The 17,687-nt window shown below is 69.2% G+C and carries 18 protein-coding genes and 1 pseudogene; 13 read left to right on the plus strand and 6 right to left on the minus strand.

Annotation, left to right across the window (positions count from 1 at the left end):
• Positions 1 to 236: 236 nt before the first annotated feature.
• The 3 genes from ACZ5BU_RS15970 to ACZ5BU_RS15980 are packed head-to-tail and all read right to left on the minus strand — an operon-like array spanning position 237 to position 4,227.
• On the minus strand, positions 237 to 1,385 hold the full coding sequence (locus tag ACZ5BU_RS15970; RefSeq protein ID WP_465699511.1) for a CaiB/BaiF CoA transferase family protein: 1,149 nt from the start codon (positions 1,383 to 1,385) through the stop codon (positions 237 to 239).
• A 47-nt stretch (positions 1,386 to 1,432) separates the two neighbouring features.
• Positions 1,433 to 2,404: an alpha/beta fold hydrolase gene (locus ACZ5BU_RS15975; RefSeq protein ID WP_465699513.1), complete on the minus strand. Its 972-nt coding sequence runs from the start codon at positions 2,402 to 2,404 to the stop codon at positions 1,433 to 1,435.
• On the minus strand, positions 2,401 to 4,227 hold the full coding sequence (locus ACZ5BU_RS15980) for a hypothetical protein (protein WP_465699515.1): 1,827 nt from the start codon (positions 4,225 to 4,227) through the stop codon (positions 2,401 to 2,403). The genes ACZ5BU_RS15975 and ACZ5BU_RS15980 overlap by 4 nt, the downstream gene beginning before the upstream one ends.
• A gap of 87 nt (positions 4,228 to 4,314) precedes the next feature.
• Between ACZ5BU_RS15980 and ACZ5BU_RS15985 the strand changes: the two genes are divergently transcribed.
• Together ACZ5BU_RS15985 and ACZ5BU_RS15990 are read left to right on the plus strand one after the other, a co-directional pair.
• On the plus strand, positions 4,315 to 5,055 hold the full coding sequence (locus ACZ5BU_RS15985; protein ID WP_465699517.1) for a MerR family transcriptional regulator: 741 nt from the start codon (positions 4,315 to 4,317) through the stop codon (positions 5,053 to 5,055).
• A gap of 289 nt (positions 5,056 to 5,344) precedes the next feature.
• Positions 5,345 to 5,566, plus strand: a complete 222-nt coding sequence (locus ACZ5BU_RS15990) for a hypothetical protein (protein WP_465699519.1) — start codon at positions 5,345 to 5,347, stop codon at positions 5,564 to 5,566.
• A gap of 49 nt (positions 5,567 to 5,615) precedes the next feature.
• Here the strand turns inward: ACZ5BU_RS15990 and ACZ5BU_RS15995 are convergent, their stop codons facing one another.
• The gene (locus ACZ5BU_RS15995) at positions 5,616 to 7,067 is read right to left on the minus strand and encodes a flavin-containing monooxygenase (protein ID WP_465699521.1); all 1,452 of its coding nucleotides are present in this window, start codon (positions 7,065 to 7,067) and stop codon (positions 5,616 to 5,618) included.
• A 66-nt stretch (positions 7,068 to 7,133) separates the two neighbouring features.
• On the opposite strand from ACZ5BU_RS15995, the gene ACZ5BU_RS16000 reads away from it, so the two are divergent.
• On the plus strand, positions 7,134 to 7,754 hold the full coding sequence (locus ACZ5BU_RS16000) for a TetR/AcrR family transcriptional regulator (RefSeq protein ID WP_465699523.1): 621 nt from the start codon (positions 7,134 to 7,136) through the stop codon (positions 7,752 to 7,754).
• The gene (locus ACZ5BU_RS16005) at positions 7,751 to 8,329 is read left to right on the plus strand and encodes a GNAT family N-acetyltransferase (RefSeq protein WP_465699525.1); all 579 of its coding nucleotides are present in this window, start codon (positions 7,751 to 7,753) and stop codon (positions 8,327 to 8,329) included. The genes ACZ5BU_RS16000 and ACZ5BU_RS16005 overlap by 4 nt, the downstream gene beginning before the upstream one ends.
• Here ACZ5BU_RS16005 and ACZ5BU_RS16010 read toward each other — a convergent pair whose 3' ends face one another.
• Entirely contained in the window at positions 8,330 to 9,232 is a 903-nt protein-coding gene (locus ACZ5BU_RS16010) for an aminoglycoside phosphotransferase family protein (protein ID WP_465699527.1), read from the minus strand.
• A gap of 130 nt (positions 9,233 to 9,362) precedes the next feature.
• On the opposite strand from ACZ5BU_RS16010, the gene ACZ5BU_RS16015 reads away from it, so the two are divergent.
• Both ACZ5BU_RS16015 and ACZ5BU_RS16020 read left to right on the plus strand, forming a co-directional pair.
• The gene (locus ACZ5BU_RS16015) at positions 9,363 to 10,289 is read left to right on the plus strand and encodes a glucuronyl esterase domain-containing protein (RefSeq protein WP_465699528.1); all 927 of its coding nucleotides are present in this window, start codon (positions 9,363 to 9,365) and stop codon (positions 10,287 to 10,289) included.
• Between the two features lie 64 nt (positions 10,290 to 10,353).
• Positions 10,354 to 11,775 carry an HNH endonuclease gene (locus ACZ5BU_RS16020; RefSeq protein ID WP_465699530.1) on the plus strand — a complete coding sequence of 474 codons (1,422 nt, stop codon included), beginning with the start codon at positions 10,354 to 10,356 and terminating at the stop codon, positions 11,773 to 11,775.
• Between the two features lie 71 nt (positions 11,776 to 11,846).
• Here ACZ5BU_RS16020 and ACZ5BU_RS16025 read toward each other — a convergent pair.
• Positions 11,847 to 12,113 (minus strand): annotated as a pseudogene (locus ACZ5BU_RS16025) (DUF1269 domain-containing protein); the annotation flags it as partial.
• 101 nt (positions 12,114 to 12,214) lie between these two features.
• Here ACZ5BU_RS16025 and ACZ5BU_RS16030 point away from each other — a divergent pair.
• The 7 genes from ACZ5BU_RS16030 to ACZ5BU_RS16060 all read left to right on the plus strand — a co-directional run bounded on the left by ACZ5BU_RS16030 (position 12,215) and on the right by ACZ5BU_RS16060 (position 17,534).
• Positions 12,215 to 12,604 (plus strand): VOC family protein, encoded by a 390-nt coding sequence (locus ACZ5BU_RS16030; RefSeq protein ID WP_465699532.1) that lies wholly within the window; start codon positions 12,215 to 12,217, stop codon positions 12,602 to 12,604.
• Positions 12,605 to 12,726: 122 nt separating this feature from the next.
• Positions 12,727 to 13,629, plus strand: coding sequence for an ABC transporter ATP-binding protein (locus ACZ5BU_RS16035; protein ID WP_465699534.1), 903 nt, complete (start codon positions 12,727 to 12,729; stop codon positions 13,627 to 13,629).
• Positions 13,626 to 14,360: an ABC transporter permease gene (locus tag ACZ5BU_RS16040; protein ID WP_465699536.1), complete on the plus strand. Its 735-nt coding sequence runs from the start codon at positions 13,626 to 13,628 to the stop codon at positions 14,358 to 14,360. Before ACZ5BU_RS16035 ends, ACZ5BU_RS16040 begins: the two co-directional genes overlap by 4 nt.
• Positions 14,361 to 14,385: 25 nt before the next feature.
• A complete protein-coding gene (locus ACZ5BU_RS16045; protein WP_465699538.1) occupies positions 14,386 to 15,516 on the plus strand; it encodes a sensor histidine kinase in 1,131 nt (376 codons plus the stop codon).
• Between the two features lie 10 nt (positions 15,517 to 15,526).
• On the plus strand, positions 15,527 to 16,135 hold the full coding sequence (locus ACZ5BU_RS16050) for a response regulator (protein WP_465699540.1): 609 nt from the start codon (positions 15,527 to 15,529) through the stop codon (positions 16,133 to 16,135).
• Positions 16,136 to 16,177: 42 nt separating this feature from the next.
• A complete protein-coding gene (locus tag ACZ5BU_RS16055; protein ID WP_465699541.1) occupies positions 16,178 to 17,275 on the plus strand; it encodes a sulfite oxidase in 1,098 nt (365 codons plus the stop codon).
• A 79-nt stretch (positions 17,276 to 17,354) separates the two neighbouring features.
• On the plus strand, positions 17,355 to 17,534 hold the full coding sequence (locus ACZ5BU_RS16060; protein ID WP_465699543.1) for a hypothetical protein: 180 nt from the start codon (positions 17,355 to 17,357) through the stop codon (positions 17,532 to 17,534).
• The last annotated feature ends 153 nt before the right edge of the window (positions 17,535 to 17,687 follow it).

Consider the following 17,687-nt stretch of genomic DNA (forward strand, 5'->3'; position numbering starts at 1 on the left):
TCGATTTCCCGGACGCTAGACCGGGTCGCTCGGGCCCGTCAACCCCTCACCAGGCCGGCCGACGGATCCGTGACCCAGCTTCAACGCAGACGGGAGCAAGCGGGAGCTGTTCGAGCTGGCTGGAAGGGTCGGCGGACCTCCAGCACTCAGCAACTCGTCCGCGCGACGCGCCGCGTCGCCCGCGTGAGCGTGAACTCCCGCGAGCGACGCCGCTTGGTGAGTGGTGGCGGTCCGCCCTACTCCTCGTCCAACCAGGCGCGGACGGCGTCGTTGTGCTCGCCCAGGCGTGGTGGTGGGAGGTTGGTTTCGCGGGCGCCGGCGTACGGGTTGTCGTCGAAGCGGAGCGGCGGGCCTGGAAGCTGGATCCGGCCCAACGTCGGGTGGTCGACGTCGATCAGCAGGCCCTGGGAGCGGGTCTGTTCCCAGTCGTACACCTGCTGGAAGTCGCGGACCTTGCCGGCCGGGATCCCCTTGGCCGCAAGGCGTTCCAGCCACATGTCGGCCGAGTCGGTGGCGAAGGCGGCTTCGATGGCGGCGGTCAGTTCGTCGCGGTGGGCGACGCGGGCCGGGTTCGTCGCGAAGCGTTCGTCGTCCGCGGAGAGGCCGACGATCGGGGCGAACAGGCGCCAGAGGCCTTCGCTGCCGACCGCTACCTGGACGATGTCGTCACGGGTGCGGTAGAGCCCGTACGGCGCGATCTGTGCGTGATGGTTGCCGACCCGCTCGGGCAACTCGTGCGCCACCGTCCACTTCGTACCGTGGAACGCGTGCACGCCGACGACCGACGCGAGCAGGCTGGTACGGACGACCCGCCCCTTCCCGGTGATCGACCGCTCGTGCAGGGCGGCCAGCGCACCGTAGGCGCCGTACATGCCGGCCAGCAGGTCCGAGATCGGGGCGCCGACCTTGGTCGGTTCGGTCTCGCCGGTGATGCTCATCAGACCACCCTCGCCCTGGGCGATCTGGTCGTAGCCGGCGCGGCCGCCCTCAGGCCCGTCGTGCCCGAACCCGGTGATCGACAGGATCACCAGGCCGGGGTTGAGCTCGTGCAGCCGCTCGTTCCCGAACCCGAGGCGGTCGAGCACGCCGGGCCGGAAGTTCTCGATCAGGACGTCGGCCTTCTGGACGAGCCTGGCCAGGAACTCCTTGCCGTCCGCAGACTTGAGGTCCGCGGTGACCGACTCCTTGTTCCGGTTCGCGGACAGGTAGTACGTCGACTCACCGTCGACGAACGGCGGTCCCCAGCCACGGCTGTCGTCGCCACCGTTAGGCGTCTCGACCTTGATCACCCGCGCCCCGAGGTCCCCCAGCATCATCGCCGCATGCGGCCCGGCGAGCGCACGGGTCAGGTCCACGACCACGACGTCCGAGAGAAGGTTCTGCACGAGGTCGAGCGTAGGCGAGTACGGCGAGTCGGGCCGTGACGCGACTCTCAGGCGGCGGCCTTGCGGGCGAGGGATGCCAGACGGTGGGTGACGTCGCGGGGGCGTTCCTGCATGAGCATGTGGCCGGCGCCGGGGTAGAACCAGAGGCGGGCGGTCGGGAGCTCGGCGGCGATCCGGTTCGCGTGCCGGGGCGGGAGGAGCCGGTCGCGGGTCCCGTGCATGATCTCCACCGGCAGCTGGTCGAGCACCTTCAACGCATGTCCCCGGTCGTGCTGCAGCATGGTCTCGAAGAACCCGCCGTACGACAGACCGGGCACGATCGCCAGATCCTCCATGAACAGGTCGACCTCAGCCGGGTCCACCTTCTTCCCGAACACCACCTGCTTCAAAGCAGGCCGCTGCAGGTTGGCGGCACGCCGCGCGGCTGCGGTGAGCCGCGACCGATGCTCCCGGGGGACACCGCCGGCGGCTGCTGCTCGGCGGGCGGCACGGCGGTCGACGCCCGCGCCGACCAGCCCGACTGCACGCGGCATGAGGCGGGCGGTCGCCCTGTCGAACCGTTCAGGCAGGCCGAGTGCCCCGGAGGTGAGGTGGCCCGAGGTGGTGCTGACCAGGGCGGCGGCGCGGATGCGGGGGCCGAAGAGGTCTGGGTACTGGTCGGCGGCGGCCATCAGGGTCATGCCGCCCATCGAGTGGCCGGCGTACACGACCGGGCCGTCGCCGACGACCTCGTCGAGGACCGTGACCAGGTCGTCAGCCAGCTGGTCCAACCGCGTCGAGCCGGCCGGCGCGGCATCCGAACGCCCGTGACCGCGGTGGTCGTACGTCACGACACGTACGGCGTCCCGCCCGAGGATCTGCGGCAACCCCTCGACCTGGTTGTGCCAGGACCGGGTCGAACACGTCCAGCCGTGCACCAGCAGCACCGTCACCGGCGCGTCGGCCGGCCCGGTCACCTCGACGTTCAGCCGCACGCCGTCAGGGGTGGTCACCCCGGAGCGTTCCAACTCGATCGTCACGCGATCTCCCGTTCCCTTTGTTCGGCGGTTCTGATGTCGACCGCCCGGAGACGTCCGCCGCGGGCGCCGCGCCCGACCAGCCAGGCGATCCCGAGCACCTCGAGCAGCCCGACCACGGCGAGCAGCCCGTACCCGGCGTTCCACATCCATCGTGGCACGTCCTCGCGCTCCTCCCGCCGCAGCACCTGCTGCTCGTTCACGAACCGGACCGTCTGCCCGTTCGACACCTGCACGGCAGGCTTCGCGATCTCGGCGTCCTCCGGCGCGTACACCCAGGCGGCGACCAGGTCCCGCTGCCCCTGGTGCAGCCGGATCATCGACTTCCGCTTCCCGTACATCGGCAACGCGTCCCGCGACCGGTAGGTGCCGTCAGCAACCTTCTCCATCGGGCCGTGCACCAGCCCGCCGCCCTGCCAGGCCAGCGCCTCGAACCAGCGCGCGCCGTTAGCGGCGTCCGCGGGCGTGAGCGAGATCGTGACGTACGCCGTCGGCTCGGCCCCCGTGGCCACCCGCTCCAACGACACGACCCCGGTCACGCCCGGATCCGCGGACCGCGGTACGCAGAAGAACACCGTCGCCGCGACCGCGACCAGCCCGGCGGCGCCGAGTTGATGCGTACGCCGGACCGCGACCGGCCGGATGTGCTTGATCCCGATCGCGCGCTCCTCGCCCGCGACCTCGGCGTACCGGGTGGCGAGCCAAGCGCCGACCAGACCGGCTCCGATGCCGACGATCACGCCGTACCCGATCGCGGACGGCAGCATCGACGACGGCCAGGCGATCGGCATCCAGACCTGGCTCCACGCGTACTCCGCGACCACGCCGACGGTGCCGATCAGCACGCCCGCGACCACACCGAGCCGGAAGCGGTTCTTGTTGCCGAGGGCAAACGCTGTCACATCGACCAGGAGCGCCTCGACGACCAGCAACGGGAAGTGCCCGACGATCTCGCCGAGCGGCTCGGCGACCACGAACGCGATCCCGCCGCGGATCAGCAGGTAGACGCCGAGGGCAACGAACGTGGACCCCGACCCGCGCCGCGCCCGCAGGATCGTGAACGCCATCGCCGCGCCGAACACGATCAGGATCGGCTGCAGGATCAGCGGGAACTGCGGTACGCCGTAGTTGAACTCGGTGCCGAACAGGTCCCAGGCGATCAGCAGCGCGCCGACCGACACCACCTCCTGGAAGAGCCGGCGCTTGTTCGGCCCGGCCAGTTGTTCGACCTCGGCGATCGCGAGCAGCCGGGCGAAGATCGAGAACACCACGCCGCCGATCATCAGCAGGTGGGTCGGGCCCCACAGCGTGACGTCCTCACCGAACAGCCGGTGCCAGACGTCGTCCAGCGGGAAGCCGACCAGCGCGAACATGCCGCAGACGGTGACGAGCGCCGCGCTGCACGGGATCCGCCAGCCCTTGGTGAGTTTGATCGCGCGCTCCGGGAGCGGCTCGCCGGCAAGGGCGATCGGCAGTACGCCGGACACGATCACGCCGAGGATGCCGAAGAAGATCGGGTAGTGCGCCGGTGTCCCGAACGGGCCGGTGTCGCGGCCGCGGTCGATGTGTACGGCGATGTCCCACCAGACCCCGAACGCGCAGGCGAGCAGCGAGACCGCGTGCAGGTACGGCGTCAGCGCGGCCCATCGGGGGACTCCGTCCAGTCTCCCGATGGTGTCCGCGAGCCTCCCTACCAGCGTGACGTGGCCGGTGCGCTCGCGCCACAGGAGTACGGCGAGTGCGACGAACATCAGCGAGACCACGCCGGTCACGATCGCGATCTGGTCGAAGGTCGCGGTACCGGTGGTCGCCAGGGGAACAGCCATCCGCGCGGACTCCTTCGGGACATAAGTCATGCGCCATGAAGTATGTTACATCCACTATGTAACGTGGAGTCTGGAAGACTGTCAAGGGTGGAAGCGGAGCTCACGGTTGACCAGCTGGCCGCCAAGGTCGGGATGACCGTCCGGAACGTGCGCGCGTACGCCGGGCGGGGCCTGATCGCGCCGCCGCGGCTGGTCGGCCGGACCGGGTACTACGGGCCTGATCACGTGGCCCGGCTGACGCTGGTCCGCGAGCTGCTCGACAAGGGCTACACGCTGGCGGCGGTCGAGCGGATGATGGCCGAGCTGCCCGACGGCGAGCTCGCGCTGGGCGTGTTCGAGACCCTGGTGAACCCGTGGACGCCCGCGGAACCGGAGGAGCTCGACGAACACCAGCTGGCCGCCCGGGCCGGCGTACCGCACGACCCGGCGGTGATCGAGCAGATCGTCGAGCTGGGCATCGCGGAACGGCTCGAGGACGGCCGGCTGCGGATCCCGAACCCCGACCTGCTCCGTACCGGGCTCGAGGTGATCAAGCTCGGCGTGCCGATGCAGGCGATCTTCGAGATGCTGCCGAAGCTGTTCGCGCAGGCCGACGCGGTCGCCAAGACGTACGTCGAACTGTTCCGCTCGACCGTCTGGCGGGACTTCACCAAGGCCGGGATGCCGGCCGACGGCTGGCCGGACATCCAGCGCACCCTCGAAGGCATCATCCCGCTGGCCGGCCAGGCGCTGGTCGCGGCGTTCCGCGAGGCGATGGCACGCGAGATCGAGCAGGTCGCCTACGAGGAACTCGGCCTCAACCCGAAGGAACTCCCCTCGACCGGCTGACGGTTCCACACCGTCGACGACCGTCGACCCCCGCCGTACCCTCAGGCGTCCCGGAGGTGGCGGTAGGGGGTAGTTCGGGTATCGGGTAGGTAATCCTCCGCATGTGTGAACCGGCCCTCATGCGAGAGCGTATAGCTACCAGAGCACGCCCAGGCAGGAGGAAGAGGATGCGCCAGATTCAGATCCGCCGGCGACCCAGTACCAGCACGACCCGCCGGCAGGGACAGAACCAGACCCTCGACCTCCGGACGCCGTCCGGCCGCAAACTTCCGTTCTGAAAGCAACGCTGATGAAGCTCCGACTCCACGTCCACCACGTCCGCACCGGCGGCTGGTGTGCCGACATCGACGACGACAACGACCGGCAGCCCGACGACCCGTACTGGTGCGTCGACGCGTGGCCGACCCTGGAGTCCGCTCTCACCGCCGGGTGCGCCGAACTCGCCCGGCTGGTCGCCGCCACCGACCTGCTGCGCCTCAGCGGCACGTACGAACCGGCTTTGGCCGCCTGAACCAACGGGGAATCAGAGGCCCGGGGAACCGCAGGGGGTTCTCCGGGCCTCATTTATTGGTCTGGTACTCCGAAGCGTCGAACCGGCGGGTCAGCTGCCGGAACCGGAACGTGAACGACGGCCAGAGCGTGGTGTTGCGGCCCTCGGAGTCGAGGTACCAACTCGTACAGCCGCCGCGGGTCCAGATCGTGTTCCGCATCGAGGACCGGACTCCGTCGACGAACGCGCGCTGCACGTCCCGCCGTACCTCGACCTGCTGGAAACCCTGCGCATCCATGGTCCGCAGCGCGTCGACGATGTACGCGATCTGCGACTCGATCATGAACACCATCGAGGTGTGCCCGAGCCCGGTGTTCGGGCCGATCAGCATGAAGAAGTTCGGGAAGCCGTTGATCGCCGTACCGAGGTGGGCTTCCATACCGCCGGCCCACGCCTGCCGCAATGAGACGCCGTCGCGGCCGTGCACCATGTCCATCACCGGCAGGTCGGTGACCTTGAAGCCGGTGCCGTAGATGATCGTGTCGACCTCGCGCTTCACGCCGTCGGTGGTGACGATGCCGGTCGGCGTGACCTCGGCGATCCCGTCGGTGACCACCTCGACGTTCGGACGTGCGAGCGCCGGGTAGTAGTCGTCGGAGATCAGCACGCGCTTGCAGCCGAGGGTGAAGTCCGGCGTCAGCTTGGCCCGCAGCAGCGGGTCGCGGACCTGGTGCGCGAGGTGCTTCTCGGCGACCTTCTGCGCCTGCTTCATGATCGCGGGCAGCTTCACGAACCCGAGCACCATCGACTCGCGGCTCCAGTAGATGCCGGCCCGGATCGCCTTCTGCGCAAGGGGGAACCGCCGGTAGATCGCCTTCTCGGCCGCGGAGATCTTCCGGTCCGGCCGCGGCATCACCCAAGGCGGCGTCCGCTGGAACAGCTGCAGTTCCTCGACCTCCGGCTGGATCGCCGGTACGAACTGGATCGCCGACGCGCCGGTACCGATCACGGCGACCTTGCGGCCACTGAGGTTCAGGTCGTGGTTCCAGCGGGCGGAATGGAAGACCTCGCCCTCGAAGTCCTCGATGCCGGGCAGCCTCGGGTACGACGGCTCGGCGAGCGGGCCCATCCCGGACAGCAGGACGTCCGCGGTGAACTCGCCCTGGCTGGTCGCGATCCGCCACTTGCCGTCCACCCAGTCGGCCGACTCGACGGCGTGTCCGAACCGGATGTGCGGGCGGACCCCGAAGTCGTCGGTCACCTTGCGCAGGTAGTCCTCGATCTCCGGCTGCGGCGAGAACGTCGAGGACCACTCCGGGTTCGGCGCGAACGAGAACGAGTACAGGTGCGAGGGTACGTCGCACCGACAGCCTGGGTAGGTGTTGTCGCGCCAGGTGCCGCCGACGTCGTCCGCACGCTCCAGGACGACGAAGTCGTCGTACCCGGCCTGCTTCAGCCGGACCGCCATCCCGATCCCCGCGAACCCGGTGCCGATCACCACGATCCGGTGCTGCTCGCTCATCTCGGCGCCTCCTCGGCCGTCGAACTTACTCGTAGTAAGTTACTCGGAGTCAGTTAAGGTGTGCAAGTGACGTCCACCACTGCGCCGAAGCGCCGCCGGGACCGGGCCGCCCGCGAGCGGGAGATCCTCGAGGCGGCCGAGCGGATCTTCGGGGAGCGCGGGTACCAGGGCACGTCGATGGACGACGTCGCGGCGCGGGTCGGGGTGTCGAAGCCGCTCATCTACCAGTACTACGGGTCGAAGGACGGGCTGTTCCTCGCCTGCTTGGCGCGGCTCCGGGGTCAGTTGCTGGAGACCGTCGCGGACGCGGTGATGGCGGCTCCCAGTGCGGAGGACGCGCTGTATGCGGGATTCCTGGCGTGGTTCAAGTTCCTCGACGAGCACCCGCAGGCGTGGTCGGTGCTGGTCGACGAGGGGATGCTGAGCGCGGGTCCTGCCGCCGAGGCGACGGACGAGGTACGCGCGGCGTTCATCGAACTGATCGCCACGATGGTCCGGATGAACGTCCCCACCGATCGCCCGGTGGACGACGACGAGATCCAGATCGTTGCCCAGAGCATCTCCGGCGCCACCGAACGACTGGCGATCTGGCGCACCCGCTCCGCCGATCCACCACCGCCCGAGAAGGTCGCCCGTACCCTCCAGGACCTGCTCTGGCAGGGCCTCCACACCCTCAAGACGACGTGATCCGGATCGAGTCGTACGCCGAATCCGACGTACCCGAATCTCTCCGCCACCAAGTCCATGCCCTACAGGACCAGGCCTGGCCCTCGTCCGAGCCCAGTGATCCGACCACCGTCGTCCATGATCCGAAGCTTCATCCGTTGTCGGTACTGCTGGTGGAGGACGGCGTGGTGCTGGCTGCGCTGGACATCCTCCGCAAGCCGCTGACCCACGCCGGCACCACCTTCCAGGCCGGCGGTCTCAGCACCGTGGTCACCCGCGCCGACCTCCGCGGCCGCGGCCACGGCCACCGCTTGGTCACCGCGGCCCGCACCGCGATGATCGACCAGGAACTCGACCTGGGCATCTTCACCTGCGACCGCCAGCTCCAGCCGTTCTACGAATCGGCCGGCTGGCAACACCTCCCCGGCACCGTCCTGATCGGCGGCACCCGCGAAGACCCGTTCCCCAGCGACCAACCCGGCTTCGACAAGGTCACCCTCGCCGCCTTCTTCACCCCACCCGCCCAACAAGCCGAGCCGTCCTTCCACCACACCCGGATCCCCTTGTACCCGGGCCACATCGACAAGCTCTGGTAACTAGAAGCCCGAAAGGATGTCGGCGACCGATTCCTGCCCGCTCGACAGGGTGTCGGCGCGCCGGTTCAGGTAGTACGGGATCGCGATGATCACCAGCGAAAGCGCCCACCCCCGGGCGCGCAACCAGGTCGCGTCGTCGACCTCGAGCGCCTCGCGGTACGCCGTCCGGGACTCGCCCTCGAACAACCACCAGGCCGCAAGCACGTCGCCCGCCGGGTCCGCGGCCCGCGCCGTACCGAAGTCGATCACGGCCGACAACTTGCCGTCGGCAACCAGTACGTTGCCGGACATCAGATCGCCGTGGATCCACCGCGGCGTACCGTCCCAGGTGCCGGCCGCGAGCGACTCCTCCCACGCGGCGGTCAGCCGGCCGGTGTCGAAGTACTCCTTCAACTGCTCGAGCGCCTCGCGGAACATCCCGTCCCGCGGCGCCAACGGCGTACCACGGCTGAACGGATCGTCATCCGGCACCGGCGCACCAGCGGTATCCGCCTCGCGCAACGTCTGCACGAACCCAGCCAGGTCCCGCGCCGCCTGCACCACGTCGACCGACCCAGACGAGAACGGGGCCCCGGGCAACCATCGGTAGACGCCCCAGGTGAAGGGATACGCACCGTCCGGCTGACCGAGCGCCAGCGGCTCCGGGATCGACAACGACACCTGCGGCGCCAGGCGCGGCATCCAGGTCAGGTCCATCTCGACCTGCCCCTGGGTGCGCTCCGTCCGCGGCAACCGAACCGCCAGGTCTTCGCCCACCCGGAACGTCACGTTGTCGGTCCCCGACTGCTCGACCACCCGCACCGGCAGCCCGCCGTACTGCGGGAACTGCGCCGCCAGCAACCGCTCCACCAACGCGGAGTCGATCGCGACCTCGTCATCATGCAACCTCGGTACGCCGCTCACGGCGCGACCCTCCACCAGGCAGGACGTGAGGTCAACTGATTTGGTTCAGAGGATGTCGCAGGGCTCCAGGGTCGGGCCGACCTAGGAGAATCGGCTGCGAAAATACTTGCGCTAGCTGACTGGAGCCACGATGCCGGACCTGCCGCTTCTGCCGCCGCTCGGACCCGATGTCGTCGAGGAGTTCACCCGTACGATCTACGGCCGTACGCCGGACGGCGGCAAGCTCCGCGACCTGGTGTTGCAGTCCCGCGAGGACGGTGTCCTCGACGGTGTCGCGGACCGGCTCCGGCATCGGGCCACCGTCGCGTGCCCGCTCGGCAACCTCGAGTTCGACACCCTGCTGCATCTCCCGTCCGGCGTCGGCGCTGCCCCGGTGGTGGTAATCCTGAACTTCGACGGCAACGACGAGACGCTCACAGGTTTCCCGTACCAGAAGATCGCCCGGGCCGGGTACGCCGTACTCACCGCCCAATACCAGCAGATCGAGCCGGACGACCCGAACCCGCCTGCGCCCGGCGTACGCAGGCTGTTCCCGGCGGAGACGTGGGGCGCCGTGGCCGCGTGGGCGTGGGGGCTGTCCCGGCTGCTGGACATCGCCGCGACCATCGACAGGATCGACTCCGCGAAGGCGATCGCGCTCGGGCACTCGCGGTTGGGCAAGGCCGCACTGTGGGCCGGCGTACAGGACGAACGCATCACGGTGACCGCGTCGAACGAGTCCGGCTGCTGCGGCGCGGCACTGTTCCGGCACCCGGGCGGCGAGGACATCGAGGCGATCACGCGGAGCTTCCCGCACTGGTTCGTCCCGTCGTTCGCGCAGTACGCGGGGAAGGAGGACGAGTTGCCCGTGGACCAGCACCAACTCCTCGCGAGCATCGCCCCGCGCCGTGTGTACGTCTGCAGCGCGGAGGACGACGCGTGGGCCGATCCGGACGGCGAACGCCTGGCCGTCGAGGCGGCCCGCCCCGCGTTCGGCCCGAACGGAATCGGCTACCACCTCCGCCCCGGCGGCCACGCCCTACTCGAAGAGGACTGGCTGAAGGTGCTCGCGTTCTGAATCCCTTGAAAACAAGGGGTTCTGGCTTTGAAAACTGTCGGAGGCGGTCTGTACTGTTGTGGGCATGGACGTTCTCGGTGGGCGGGCGGTGTTGGCGTTGGGCAACCACGAACTCCTGCCCGCCCTCGACGACGTCGACGCCGAGATCAACCGCCTGGAAGGGATCCGCCTCCAACTGGTCGCGCGGGTCGAGGAATCCGGGTCCGCCGAGGAGCTCGGCGCGCGCGATGCCGTTGATCTGTTGGCCTTCCGCCACCGCCGCGACCGGACCGACGTCTGGCGAGAAGTCCGCCTCGCCCGCGCGCTCCCGAAGTACGCCGCCGTCGCCGACGGAATCGCAGCCGGCGCAGTTCGCACCGCACAGGCCGCCGGCATCGTCGCCGAACTCGAACGCGTCCGCTCCCGGGTCCCGGTCGACGACCTCGACGTCGCCGAGACCCAACTGGTCGGTCTGGCCGCCCACCTCGCCCCCACCGACCTGCGCGCCGCCGCCAAACGAATCTGCAACCTGATCGACTCCGACGGCCCAGAACCCGAAGAACACAAGGCCTACGACCGCGAAACCCTCACCCTGACCACCGCCGAGAACGGCGTCAAGTTCAAAGGCTTCCTCGCCAACGAGAACGCCGAACTCCTGCGCGCGGTGGTCCACGCCGGCGCCCGCCCCCACAAAACCACCGACGGCGAACCCGACCCCCGCGCCCGCACCAAACGCCAGGCCGACGCCCTGACCGCCGCACTGTCCCACGGCACCAAGGCGAACATCACGGTGACGATAGACCTCGAGGACCTCAAGTCCTCCACCGCCAACGCCATCGGCCAAACGGTCTACACCGACGACCTCTCCGCCGCCACCATCCGCCGCCTCGCCTGCGACGCCGACATCATCCCCCTGGTCCTGGGATCCGACTCCGAACCTCTCGACGTCGGCCGCAGCGAACGCCTCGTCACCAAGCACATCCGCCAAGCCCTCATCGCCCGCGACCGAGGCTGCGTAATCTGCGGCGCCCCGCCGGTAATGTGCGACGCCCACCACCTAGTTCCCTGGCAGGACGGCGGCGCAACAGCGGTCTGGAACCTGGCCCTCGCCTGCCGCCGCCACCACGTAGACGTGCACAACGACCGCTGGACCATCACCATCACCAACGGCAAAGTCCACGTAGCCCGTCCCACCTGGGCCATCCCCCACCACTCCACCACCGAAGTACCGGACTGTGCCCCACGCCCACAAGTGGCCGACTGCGACCCGCTCGTCGCGGTCCGCCGATCGCTCGATCGCGCGGGGACGGCCGAGCTCCCCACCGACAACCGCACCCGGCCCGGCCGACCGACAGCCGTCCCCTGGCAAGGGACACCTGTGCCGGCCGTCGGGCCGTCGAGCCGCTGGAAGGCTGACGCCGCAACCCTGGCAGAGGCAGCCAGGTTCGCTGTCTGGGGCGACCCCAGCGAATCCGCGACCGGACCGCCGTCCTTCGTGACGATCTGACCCGCTAATCCGCGAACAGCTCGTGGATCGCTGCCTCCTGCTCGTCGGACAGATTCGACTGAATCAACTGCGCCCGCAGCCGCCCCCAGCGCCACTCCCGCCACCGGCCCCAAGAAGACGGTCCCGAACAGCAACCCCCAGAACATCCCGCCCACAGCCCCCACCCCCGTCAGATTCCGCACCTGCCGAGTCCGAGGCCGCCGCCCCTCCGGCTGCCAAGACACAGCAGCAGCATCGACAACCCGAATCACCCCGTCCTTGGCCAACCCCTCCAACGTCCCGATCGCCTGATTGGCCCCATCCCAACTCCCGAACTTCCAAACCGTCAAAGTCCCCATAACCCACTCCTCTCCCCCAACCCGTACTCCCCCACCCTCCCGCCACCACCCCAAAGACCTACCCACTTCCGTCGGGCCTTGGGCTGTCAGACTGGGCGGTCATGGACATCAAACATCGGATGATCGTCTTCGACGCTGTGGACATCGATGTGGAGAGTGCGTTCTGGGCTGCGTTCCTGGACGGCAAAGTCGAGAGCTGGGGCGACAGTTGGCGCGCCATCTGGGTCGACGGCGGGTGGGCGCTCGGTGTCCAGCTGGCTCCGAATCACGTAGCGCCGGACTGGCCCGATGGGACTCCCGAGCAGCAGATCCACCTCGACTTGTACTTCGAGGGCATCGAGGCTCACAACGCCGCCCACGAGCGGGCGCTCAGCCTGGGTGCTCGGCTGTTGCGGCCCGCCGAGGATCGCAGTGCTGCTCGCGGTGTCCAGGTCTACGCCGATCCGGCCGGGCACCCGTTCTGCCTGTGCTGGATACCCGTACCGAGCTGACCACCACACGGCCCCTGAGTTCAGCCCTGACGAGGGACCCTGGGATTGGGCTGACGGATGTCATGGGCGGGTTGTGACGGGTGGTCCAGGTCTGCGGGAGCGTGCTTCGGGATGCTCTTGGTATGACGACAACGACTGCGGTCAGCCTGCGGGGTGTGACCAAGAAGTATGCGGATGTGCAGGCCGTCGCCGGGGTGGATCTGGACATCCGGGCCGGTGAGGTAGTGGCGTTGCTGGGACCGAACGGGGCCGGGAAGTCGACCACGATCGAGATGCTGCTCGGGCTGGTGCGGCCGGACCAGGGGACGGTGCAGGTGTACGGGGGTACGCCGACCGACGCGATCACCAAGGGACAGGTCGGGGTGATGTTGCAGAGCGGCGGGATCATCGAGGACGCCAAGGTCGGCGAACTGATGAACCTGGTCGCCGGGCTGCACAAGGACCCGATGCCGGTCCAGGAGGCGCTCGAACGGGCGCACATCGCCGACCTCCGGGGCCGGACCATCAAGGCGCTGTCCGGCGGGCAGAAGCAGCGGGTGCGGTTCGCGATGGCGATCATCCCGCAGCCGGACCTGATCGTGCTGGACGAGCCGACGACCGGGATGGACGTCGAGTCCCGGCGTGACTTCTGGGCGTCGATGCACCAGGAGACGGCCCGCGGGCGGACCGTGCTGTTCGCCACCCATTACCTGGAGGAGGCGGACTCGTACGCCGACCGCGTCGTACTGATGCGCAACGGCAAGGTCGTTGCCGACGGCACCGCCGCGCAGATCAAGGCGAGCGTGTCCGGTCGTACGATCCGCGCCACCGTTCCGGGGGCCGACCTGGCTGCGCTGGCGGCGCTGCCCGGCGTACGGAACGTCGAGACCCGTGGCGAGGTGGTCCTGCTGCAGTGCGCGGACTCCGACAACACGCTGCGGTACCTGCTGGAGAACACCAGCGCCCACGACATCGAAGTGACGTCTGCCGACCTCGAGGACGCCGTCCTCGCCATCAGCTCGGCCCAAGAGGAGACCCTGGCATGAACCGCGACTACCTGATCTTCGACATCCGGCGGACCATGCGGAACCGCCGCGTGATGATCTTCTCGATCCTGATGCCGGTGGTGCTGTTCCTGATCTTCGGCCTGACGATCCCGAAGGAAGCCAATGAGGGCGGGATCTCCGCGATCGCGTACGTGATGGTCAGTATGGCGATGTTCGGCTCGATGTCGGCCGCGATGAGCAGCGGCGGCGTGATCGCCGCCGAGCGCGACGGCGGTTGGAACCGGACGCTCCGGCTGACGCCGTTGAAGCCGCAGGCGTACGTCGTCAACAAGGTCATCCTGAGCCTGCTGCTGGCGATCCCGCCGCTGCTCGTGGTGTTCCTGTTCGGGATGATTTTCGGCCACGTCCACCTGAGCGCCACGCAGTGGATCACGGTCGCGCTGGTGTCCTGGCTCGGCGCGCTGCCGTTCGCGGCGATCGGCCTGGTCATCGGGTACATCGCGAAGCCGGACAGCGTGCAGCCGATCACCGGTCTCAGCACGATGCTGATCGCGGCGTTCGGCGGGCTGTGGCTGCCGGTCGACCAGATGCCGTCGATCATGAAGCACATCGCGCAGCTGACGCCGGCGTACTGGACCGGGCAGACCTCGCGGAGTGCATTGACGCAGAGCGGGCTGGACACCCACGCGCTGCTGGTGGTGCTCGGCTGGACCGTCGTACTCGGCTTCATCGGCCTCCGCCGGTACCGCGCGGACACCGCCCGCGCCTGAACGAACGAGCGATACCGTGACCACCGTGAACACGAATCCGACAGTCCTGGACGGCGTGGCGGACCGGGTCGGCAGGGGGCCGGGCCGCTGGGCCTGGGTGGCCGGCGCGATTTGGCTGTTCTACCTGTCGCAGCCGCTGCAGAGCGTCGCCGAGCGCCAGCACGGCGTCGTCCGGGTGCTCGGATTCCTCACGGTGGCCCTGTTCGCGGCCAGCTACCTCGCGTTCTTCGGGCTGGTGCGCTGGAGCGCCGCGCACGGCCAGCTGGCGCCCTGGCAGCGGATCGGCTACCTGGGCCTGATGCTGGCCCTCTGTCTGCTGATGATCCCGACCGCCGGTCAGACCGCGCTCACCGGCCTCGTCTACATCGCGGCGTGCGGGATCATGCTGCTCGAGCTGCGGGCCGGGCTTGCGTTCGTACTGACCCTGCTGGCCGGCGCCGAGATCTCGATGCGCGTCGTACCAGGCTGGACCGACGACGGCAGCTACGGGTTCGCGATCTTCCTCGGCGCGCTCGCCGTACTCGGGATGCGGCGGGCGATCCAGCGCAGCATCGAGCTGGACGCGGCCCGCAAGGACATGGCGGAGCTGGCCGTCCAGGAGGAGCGGAACCGGTTCGCCCGGGACCTGCACGACATCCTCGGGCACTCGCTGACCGTCATCACGGTGAAGGCGGAGCTGGCCGGGAAGCTGATCGCGGCGAACCCGGACCGGGCCGCGGCGGAGGTCGCGGACGTCGAGAGTCTGGCGCGGGCGGCGTTGGCTGACGTACGGGCGGCGGTCGCGGGGTATCGGGAGCTGAGCCTCGCCGGGGAGCTGGTGTCGGCGCGGGCCGCGTTGCAGGCCGCCGAGATCAAGGCGGAGCTGCCGACCACGGTCGATGAGGTACCGGAGGAGAACCGGGAGTTGTTCGCCTGGGTGGTGCGGGAGGGCGTCACGAACGTCGTACGGCATTCCGGGGCGAAGCGCTGCACGATCAAGATCGCGGCCAATCAGATCGAGGTACTCGACGACGGGAAGGGGCCGACGCCGGGCGGGGGCGCGTCCGGCCACGGGCTGGTCGGGCTGCGGGAGCGGGCGAACCAGGCCGACGCCGGGGTGCAGATCGGGCAGGCACCCGGCGGCGGGTTCCGGCTGGCCGTCAAGGTCGGGCTGTGAGGATAGGGCTGTGAGCATTCGACTGTTGATCGCCGACGACCAGGCGCTGGTGCGTGGCGCACTGGCCGCCCTGCTTGATCTCGAGCCCGACCTGGATGTGGTGGCCGAGGTCGGCCGGGGCGACGAGGTGATCGACGCCGCGAAGAACTCCCAGCCGGACGTCGCCCTGCTCGACGTGGAGATGCCAGGTCTGGACGGTATCGAGGCCGCCGCCGCGCTGCGGACCGCCGTACCGGGGGTGCGCGTGCTGATGGTCACCACCTTCGGCCGCCCCGGGTACCTGCGCCGCGCGATGGAGGCGGGCGCCGCCGGCTTCGTCGTCAAGGACACGCCCGCGACCCAGCTCGCGGACGCGGTACGGCGAGTGCACCAAGGGCTGCGCGTGGTCGATCCGTCACTCGCCGCGGAGACGCTGGTCGCCGGTACGAGTCCGTTGACGGGCCGCGAGTCCGACGTACTGCGGGCCGCCCGGGACGGCGGTACCGTCGCCGACATCGCGAAGGAACTGCACCTGTCCGAAGGCACCGTCCGCAACCATCTCTCCGCCGCCATCGGCAAGACCGGCGCCCGCACCCGTGCCGAAGCCGCCCGCATCGCCCTCGACAACGGCTGGTTGTAGCCGGTCCCTACCACTAGGGTTTCCCTAGGGGAGGGGACTGACATGTCTGTGAGTGACTTCAGTGTCCGCGGGAGGTTGGCGGACACGGGTGAGGGGATCACGGCCGACGAGTTGCAGCTGGCGGCACGGAATCATGGGATGCCGTTGGAGGGGCTGCGGTACGACGTGACGCCGCCGGGGCTGCACTACGTTCTGGTGCACTACGACATTCCGGCGACGGCCGCGGGTGACTGGCGGCTCACGGTCGGCGGTTGCGTCGAGGAGCCGTTGTCGTTCGGGTTGACCGAGCTGCGGGCGATGGGCCGGCGGACGATCCGCGTCACGCTCGAATGCGCCGGCAACGGGCGTGCGACGCTGCAGCCGCGGCCGATCAGCCAGCCGTGGCTGTCGGAGGCGGTCGGTACGGCCGAATGGACCGGCGTGCCGCTCGCGGATCTGCTCCGGTCGGCCGGTCTGCGCGAGGACGCGGTCGATGTCGTGTTCACCGGCGCGGACCACGGGGTGGAGCGCGGGGTCGAGCAGGACTACCAGCGCGGGCTGTCCGTGGCGGAGGCGATCGACTCCGGCGCGATCGTGGCCTGGGAGATGAACGGTGCGCCGTTGCCGCCGCAGCACGGTTATCCGCTGCGGCTCGTCGTACCAGGGTGGTACGGCATGGCCAGCGTGAAGTGGTTGCGGTCGATCGAGGTGATCGACCACCCGTTCGACGGATACCAGAACGCGGTCGCGTACGTACTGCGGAAGACCCCGGACGACCCCGGCCGCCCGGTGACGCGGATCGAGCCGCGGGCGCTGCTGGTCCCGCCCGGCTTCCCGGACTTCATGAGCCGCCACCGGTTCGTTGCCGCGGGCACCGTTCCGCTGTTCGGCCGGGCCTGGTCCGGGTGGGCGCCGATCGAACGGGTCGAGGTGAGCACCGACGCCGGGGTGAACTGGCACGAGGCGAAACTGGATGCCCCCGGCAACGACGAGCTGGCCTGGCGGGCGTTCGCGTACGACTGGGAGGCGACGCCGGGCGAGCACGTGCTGACCGTCCGCGCGTACGACGCCGGCGGCCGCGAACAACCCGTCGAGGCCGAATGGAACCGCGGCGGCTTCTCCAACAACACCGCCCAGCGCATCACCGTCCTGGTCACCTAGGCGTGTCGTTCACCGGATCCCTCCGGCGGTCGTCACATCCTGTGAGTAGTACACGGTTCTCACTTCCAGGAGTGGTGCGGTGAACGACAACCATCTACACGCACGCGTCTTCAGAACGCTCGACGAGTGGTACGCCGACGTGGACGACGAACTGGACCCGCAGCCGGACAACCCCCTCTGGTACGGCTCCTACCCCACCCAGTCAGACGCCCTCCAAGCCGCCTGCGCCCGCCTGGCCGCCCTCGAACAGGCATCCTGACCAACTACCCGAACGCGATCGCGAGCCCGATGCCCAGTATCACCAGGCTCAGCACGATCCCGAACGGCCAGGCCCACCACGGCATCGACCAGTCGACCCGCGCGGCAACCACGTTTGATGGACACCGAGACCACCACCGCCTGCTGAACAGGC

The organism is Kribbella sp. NPDC031520 (genome assembly GCF_055580825.1).

Excerpts from the sequence above, each read along its gene's own strand:
- ACZ5BU_RS15980 (WP_465699515.1), bottom strand. The coding sequence starts at position 4,227 with ATGGCTGTTCCCCTGGCGACCACCGGTACCGCGACCTTCGACCAGATC.
- ACZ5BU_RS15990 (WP_465699519.1), top strand. The coding sequence starts at position 5,345 with ATGAAGCTCCGACTCCACGTCCACCACGTCCGCACCGGCGGCTGGTGT.
- ACZ5BU_RS15995 (WP_465699521.1), bottom strand. The coding sequence starts at position 7,067 with ATGAGCGAGCAGCACCGGATCGTGGTGATCGGCACCGGGTTCGCGGGG.
- ACZ5BU_RS16015 (WP_465699528.1), top strand. The coding sequence starts at position 9,363 with ATGCCGGACCTGCCGCTTCTGCCGCCGCTCGGACCCGATGTCGTCGAG.
- ACZ5BU_RS16020 (WP_465699530.1), top strand. The coding sequence starts at position 10,354 with ATGGACGTTCTCGGTGGGCGGGCGGTGTTGGCGTTGGGCAACCACGAA.
- ACZ5BU_RS16030 (WP_465699532.1), top strand. The coding sequence starts at position 12,215 with ATGGACATCAAACATCGGATGATCGTCTTCGACGCTGTGGACATCGAT.
- ACZ5BU_RS16035 (WP_465699534.1), top strand. The coding sequence starts at position 12,727 with ATGACGACAACGACTGCGGTCAGCCTGCGGGGTGTGACCAAGAAGTAT.
- ACZ5BU_RS16040 (WP_465699536.1), top strand. The coding sequence starts at position 13,626 with ATGAACCGCGACTACCTGATCTTCGACATCCGGCGGACCATGCGGAAC.
- ACZ5BU_RS16055 (WP_465699541.1), top strand. The coding sequence starts at position 16,178 with ATGTCTGTGAGTGACTTCAGTGTCCGCGGGAGGTTGGCGGACACGGGT.